Genomic DNA, 7,002 nt, shown 5'->3' with positions numbered 1-7,002 from the left:
TCTATGAGTTCTATCAATTCAAGGAGTGTTTAGGTGTGTTTTTGCTCATTACACTTAACACTCCTTATTGTATTTTGTATGTTTAAAATAAGTCAAGACAACTTCTTTGTATATAAGTTTCATAACCTCACTTCCTCCAATATAAATCCATTATTTACCGCCCACATAAAAATAAATACGCCACACAGACTTATTATACTTCCAATAATAAATACAACTGTACTCACCCTATCAGATGTTGAGATTCCGACAGCCAAAATTTGATTTAGCCGATTGCCTTTCAAACATTTTATATAAAACATCCCTCCCAATATACAACACAATATAACATTGCATAACATCAGAGTTTTAAGTCCGAATACTGCATGATTGCCGATTATATTTACCCAATAAAATAAAACACCCATTGAGATACCGGTTAAATACATGTAAATGGCAAACAATATCATGCACATAGACATAAACACGGGCATATCTCCATTTCCAACACATGTTTGAAAGCGGTAACAACAGACAAATAATTTCTTTAAAAACCCTATCATCGCTTGCCTCCTTTTCTGTTAATCAGCCAAATGATGCCACCCCAAAACAACACATTTGCGCTGACCAACAAGATATTGGTCAGTGTGTCTGGCGAGTCGAAGCAGAATATAAGGCTGAACATGAATAAGAACATGACAACAGCCGATGCTATGAATTTACCAATCTGATCCATCATTCGCCATATTTCTTCTTCAGATATTTTCTTAATTTTGGAGAATCTTTACCCTGATACACGCGGTTGCGATCAAAAACGGTCCAACTGTCGCCATCCGGAAAATCTATCTTCTCAAAGCTGGTAGCATCCGCACCGGGTATAATGGAATCACGACAGAACACGTGTTTGTCATCTTTTCCATAATTAAAGTCAGGATGTGTTCCTCCGGCATAAGATGTTACAGTAACAGGACTAAATGTCTTAGGATTTGCGCCTACAACTAATTTGTTATGCCACCATACATTATTCTTATCTTTATACCAATTGTCGGAGATATGCTCGAATGTTGCGACATCTGCATCCGGCAATATATGGAAGTCTGAATCATATATATTTATTCCGTCAGAATACATCAATCTTCCTAATTGAGTAAGCTTAGTGTAATCTTTTATTTGTGTCGGTTTCTCTTTCTGATAGGCTCTATGTTTATCTTGTCCTACATAGAAACCCACCTCCTTGAATGTCTCCGGATCAGCACCCGGAATCTCCGTCCCCATAAAGAATACTCTATGTTTATCAGCTGCGTAACTCCCTGACTGAATCGGTATCTGCGCGTCAATGGGATGGAATGTGGCATAATCAATGCCGGCAATCGTATCGCCCTCAAGGTAATAACCGTTGTATTTGTCCTTTGCCCATTTCGTCGTCCAGCTATCCTCGTCCCCCAACAGCATGAACGTCTCCTTATCACGAACATTCAACGCCTCTCCTCTCCAGAAATAATCATTCGCATCTTCGGCAAAATAATAGGTATGAACCTTAAAAGTCGCAGGGTCGGCATTCTCCACTACAGCTCCATCAAGATAGACGTGTCGATTGTCTCCCGCATAGCATTTCCTGAAAATCCGGAATGAACTGCCGTCAGCACCATCTATTATATCACCCCGATAGAACGCGTGTGTCTTATCGCGGCCATAATCATCGTTCAGCACCTCAAATGTCTTCGGATCGGCATCAACTCTGCGTGAATTATGTCCGTTGCCCTCGTTCCATGTATGCCATGTCACTTCCTTGCCGTCGTTCTTATATCCGGCTGAGCATGAAGCGAAAGTCAGCAATAAAAAAGTTACTGAGATAAGAATGATTGAATTTATTGATGCAGACTTATAGTTCATAGCTTACCGACATTTAGGGTTATCACAGACATTCGGCTTTGCGCCCGGACATTACCTTAGAGAGCAAAGCCAACACACATAATCAATATCTTGTAGAATGCTACCATACGCAAAGTTAGCAAAATTAATCGACATTCGATGTGACAAATGTCCCAAAATGGCATAAAAATCAGTGCAGGGCGATGTTTTTTCTTAAACATCCCCCGCATTCGAAGGTATCGGCAGCAATTTCAGCATGGCGGAGTCACCCACTGAAGCATGAATCTTATCTTAGAGGTTGTTTAATACATCTGATAATCAAACGTCAGTACCTGAAATTCAGTGCGGCGGTTGATCTGGTCGGCTATCTCCTGGTCGGCTTCGGGAAGACTGAGGATATAGGCCTCGTCAAGCACCTGGCCTTCGGCAAACTGCGGATACTCCCTGGCTATGCGCTTGGTCACGGTCTTGGGCCGCGACTCACCGTAGCCCTGCGCCTGCAGACGTTCGGGAGCTATGCCCGACTCTATGAGATAATCCACCACACTCTTAGCCCTGCGCTGCGAGAGCGATATGTTATACTCATCTGTGCCATGACGGTCGGTATGCGACGCCATCTCTATCGTGATGTTGGGATTATCGCGCAGCATACCCGCGAGTTCATCAAGAGCCGTGCGCGACTCGGGGCGCAGCGTTGCCTTGTCGAAATCATAAAATATATTCTCAAGTATATTGGGCTTGGAAATCGACGCCAGGATAAAGTCTATGCCATACTCGGCATCCTCCTCGGCCGTATCGGACGTAAACTCCTGCCGGGCGTTAAGATACCCCTTGGCCCCGGCGAGCATCACGTAGCTCACTCCGCGTTCGAGCGGAAAAGAGAACGAGCCGTCAGGCTTGGCAAAAGCCTTCTGATTGGAGCCGTCATTGCCCACTATACGTATGATGGCATTGGCCACCGGCTCCTCGTCCTTGTCAAGCACCCAGCCCGAAATCTGCACTTTCAGGTCAGGAAGATCGAAAGAATATATGTGGTCATAGCCTCGGCCGTCGCCGCGGTTGGAACTGAAATAGCCCGACTCGCGTGAGGGCGAGGCATAAGTGATGCCGAAATCGTCGCCCTCCGAATTAATCGGTGCGCCCATGTTCTCAACGAGCCAGCCGCCCGACGGGGTGAGCGTGGCACGGAATATATCGAGCCCACCCAGGCCGGGATGTCCGTCGGAGGCAAACATCATTATCGAATCGGTAAGCATATAGGGAAACACCTCATCGCCCGGCGTATTGATAGCCTCGCCGAGATTTTCGAGACTGCCGGCCCGCTCGTGCAGATTGATACGCCACAGGTCTTTGCCCCCGCATCCGGGCATATCGGAGGAGAAATAGAGCCACTCGCCCGACGGGCTCACCGCCGGATGTCCGTATGACGACAATGTGTCGGCCGTAATCTCCAGCTTGACAGGCGCGCTCCACTGCGCATCAGAGCGACGCGAGGTGTAGATCTCCGTGCCCGTGTTGGACGACGGCTTGCGTATGGCCCGAGTGAGATACATCGTCGAACCGTCGGGCGAGAAAGAGCATATCCCCTCGTCCCACTCCGAGTTAAGCTCACCCTCCACCGGCTCGGGTCGCTGCCATGCTCCAAGCTCGTTTTTGCGCGCCATCCATATGTCGCCGCGCTTCATGCCCGTAATCTCACTGCGGGCCGTGCCCTTGACTTTCTCGTTGGTAGTGGTAAAATAGAGCACATCGCCGTTAAACATCGGCGCGAAGTCCGAGCGGCGCGAGTTGAACAGAGTGGCGTTGCGCACCACATATCGCGTCTTATTTTTCTTCAGCTCGGCAGCCTTGCGCGCACCGGCCAGTTGTCGCTCCGCGTTACTGTCGGTCGGGTACAGCGCGAGATACTCCTCATAAGCCTTGATGGCCTGCGGATAGGCCCCCTGCCCGTGGAGCGACTGGGCCAGACGCAACACTATCGAACTGTCGGGATAACCATAACGCAGAGCATTCTGATAGGCAGCCGCGGCGCGGGCATCCTGTCCAAGCCGACGGTGGCACTCGGCCATCTTGTATGCCACCTCCGCGCGCTGCGCACGCTGCTCGCGAGGCTTGAGTTTATTGTAAATCTTCCTGTAAGTCTTGGCCGCGTCAAAATACTCTCCGCGCTCCATCTGCTCGTCGGCCACACTCATCTTAGCCCCGTTACACGAGCTCATGACCAGCCCGAGGGCCAATACATATAATATATAGGATATATGCGATATGCGTTTAATACGTTTCATCCGTTATGACATGACTTTACAAATAATTAACGCTCCCGGCCCCCTTAAATTGTAAAATCGGCCGAATTATTATCGAACAATCGCCCACCCCACGGCGTCTTACATTAAACTTTAATTCTCTCAGTTATGAAAAAGGTGTTTATATCCATGATGATGAGCGTCGTAGCTGTGATGGCGTGGGGCTGTTCGACCGACCACGACAGCGACGACCGTTACGACGCCTCAATCCGACTGTCAGAACTTCCGGACACAGCCCGTGAGTTCATCGCCAAATATTATCCCGGAACGAAAATTCTTAAGATCGACCGCGAAGGCACTGTCGCCACCACGGCCTATGACGTCGAGTTTACCGACGGAGCCGAAGTAGAGTTTGATGCCACAGGTCTCTGGACCGATGTCTCAGCCCCCAAAGGCAAAGCCATCCCGACAGGCATAGTGCTTCCGGCCATTGACCAATACGTCTCGGGCTACTATCCCGGCGCGGCTATCAACGAGATAGAACGCATCATCCCCTCGGGCTACGAAGTGGACCTCACCAACCGTCTGGAGCTAATCTTCACTCAGGACGGCACATTCCTCTCGAGCTACGACTGATATTCTGAAATTTTCACAATAGATCTATGCGCAACCCCTCGTTGGCAAGCACCGTGGCGGGAAACACCTCCACAGCTTCGTCAAGGAGGGGTTGCTCGCCTTGCAGATAACGCTTGGAGAAATGACCGATGACAAGCCTCCCCGCACCGGCCTCGCGCGCGATCTCGGCAGCCTGACGCGCCGTCGAATGGCCGCGCTGAAAAGCCGTAGCCTCAAGCGACGAATGATAGGTAGCCTCGTGATACACCGTGTCGACACCTCGGATGTCGGCCGCCACATGGGGGTCATACATCGTGTCGCTGCAATAGGCATAGCTTACGCTCGGGTCAGGAGGTGTGGTCAGACGCTCGTTGGCTATGACCGTACCATCGGGAGTCACATAGTCGGCCCCCTGCTTGATTGAAGCCAACTGAGATACAGGTATGGAATAAAACTTCACCATATCTCCTCTGAGATGACGCATCTTGGGCTTCTCGCGAAACAAAAAACCCGTACAGGCTATGCGGTGATAGAGCGGAAAAGTCTCGACAGTCAGCCCCGAATCTTCATATATCACCCTCCGTTCGCCCGGATTGATGATGTCATAGACTATCTCAAACGAGCTCTGGCGGTTGAAAAAATCCATCCACGATTTCAGCAATGCAGCACCTTCGCGAAACACGTGTATCGTCACCTTACCCTGCACACCGTGGAGCGACATGGTCGACAGCAGCCCCGGCAACCCGAACACATGGTCGCCATGAAGATGCGAGATAAAAATGTGGCCCAGACGCGAAAACTTCAGCCCCATACGCCGGAACGACGACTGTGCACCCTCACCACAATCTATCATAAACAGTTTGTCGCGGAAGTCCACCACCTGACACGAAGGCTGATGGCGCGCCGACGGTGTAGCCGACCCGCAGCCCAATATATTGACCTGAAACTTTGCCATAATACAAAAGTACAACAAAATTCACAGATACAAAAGGGGGATACAAAAGAAAAGCGGCACCCCGCCCCTCCCGGGGAAGAATGCCGCACCTTCCAATAATCAAAATAAAACCTAACTTATGATGGGTTTTACTTTGTTGCGGTAATGATAACCACTCGGCTCAGCGAGGGGTCATCGAAGAACATGTTGCCTACGCCTCCACTCCAAGATACATCGAGGCGATCGGCAGCGATGCCAAATTCGTTTACAAGATAGCCTCTTACTGACTGTGCACGCTCACGGCTCAACACCTCATTGATCTCGGCATTGCCGGTAGCCTTGTCGGCATAACCGATCACCGAGAAGCGCGATTTACTGTCAGACTTTCTGATCATCTCGGCCACCATTTCGAGCTGTGCGCGGTCAGCGTTTGACAGCGAGCTGACATTGATGGGGAAGTAGATGAGATAATTGCCGTTGGCATTGACCACAGTGTTGTGCTGCACGATCTGGCCAGCCTTCTCACGCTCGAGTTTCTCATTGGCGGCGATAAGTTCGGCCACCTGACGGCGCAGGTCATTGACAGCCGCATTGTCATACTCCACCACTTTGAGCACACGGGTCTTCCAGCCACGTGGTGCGAAACGATATGTCACGCCGGCTGTCACGCTCAGCATGGCGTCAAAAGTGCGACGTCCGAGCTCTCCGTCAAGGTCATCGTTGGTAATCATCGCGCGCAGGTCGAGATTGATATCGATGGCCTTGCCTACGTGAAACATGTTGAACACACCCACATTACCTATCACAGTGTTCTGATGGGGATTGTCATATACATGGCCCCAGCCTACACCGATATAGGGGGCACAGCCATACACTCGTGTGGGCTTGTAGCCGCCAATGATATTGGTCAGGTCAAACATCATGTCGGCATGCAGGGTGAAGAAATTAAACTTCTGCTGGCACAGAAATCCGTAAGGATTGGTATACTTGCCGGGGACCTCCTTGCCGGTATTGTAGATACCGCCGTTGGGGTCGCCCCAGGTCTGGGTGGCACCTTTGCCCGACAGTCCGCTATACATGAGGCGCACTCCTATCGAGGGTGAAAACCACTTGCCCACGGCGATGTCGAGAGCCGGTGACAGACGGTCGCCAAACGAGGCCTGACGGTCATGGTCGCCAAAGAATACCTGACCACCGACTCCGGCACTGATAAACCAGTTGCTCTTGAAGTCGATCTTCATCTCCGTAATGGTCTCGGTGTAAGACTCGGCCACCATGGCCTCATCCACACTCTGCGCATACACGCCCGTAGCGACGAGCGAAACCGCAGCAGTCAAAATGTACTTTTTCATTTGGTTT

General features: G+C 50.2%; 5 protein-coding genes. 1 reads left to right on the top strand and 4 read right to left on the bottom strand.

Going from position 1 to position 7,002, the window contains the following annotated elements; all coding sequences use genetic code 11:
- Nucleotides 1-714: 714 nt before the first annotated feature.
- Nucleotides 715-1,872 carry a DKNYY domain-containing protein gene (locus QGT73_RS00435; protein WP_280120992.1) on the bottom strand — a complete coding sequence of 386 codons (1,158 nt, stop codon included), beginning with the start codon at nucleotides 1,870-1,872 and terminating at the stop codon, nucleotides 715-717.
- Between the two features lie 281 nt (nucleotides 1,873-2,153).
- A complete protein-coding gene (gene porE, locus QGT73_RS00430) occupies nucleotides 2,154-4,136 on the bottom strand; it encodes a PorE family type IX secretion system protein (protein WP_280120991.1) in 1,983 nt (660 codons plus the stop codon).
- A 126-nt stretch (nucleotides 4,137-4,262) separates the two neighbouring features.
- Between porE and QGT73_RS00425 the strand changes: the two genes are divergently transcribed.
- Nucleotides 4,263-4,730: a PepSY-like domain-containing protein gene (locus QGT73_RS00425; RefSeq protein WP_280120990.1), complete on the top strand. Its 468-nt coding sequence runs from the start codon at nucleotides 4,263-4,265 to the stop codon at nucleotides 4,728-4,730.
- A gap of 13 nt (nucleotides 4,731-4,743) precedes the next feature.
- Here the strand turns inward: QGT73_RS00425 and QGT73_RS00420 are convergent, their stop codons facing one another.
- Together QGT73_RS00420 and QGT73_RS00415 are read right to left on the bottom strand one after the other, a co-directional pair.
- Nucleotides 4,744-5,664, bottom strand: a complete 921-nt coding sequence (locus QGT73_RS00420; RefSeq protein ID WP_280120989.1) for a ribonuclease Z — start codon at nucleotides 5,662-5,664, stop codon at nucleotides 4,744-4,746.
- A gap of 128 nt (nucleotides 5,665-5,792) precedes the next feature.
- Complete coding sequence (locus QGT73_RS00415) at nucleotides 5,793-6,995, bottom strand: OmpA family protein (protein WP_280120988.1); 1,203 nt, start codon at nucleotides 6,993-6,995, stop codon at nucleotides 5,793-5,795.
- Nucleotides 6,996-7,002: the final 7 nt, after the last annotated feature.

The sequence above is a fragment of the Duncaniella muricolitica genome (genome assembly GCF_910574735.1).
GTDB classification, from domain to species: Bacteria; Bacteroidota; Bacteroidia; order Bacteroidales; family Muribaculaceae; genus Duncaniella; species Duncaniella muricolitica.
Note: the sequence above shows the minus strand (reverse complement) of the source record. Positions and strands in the feature narration are given on the sequence as shown.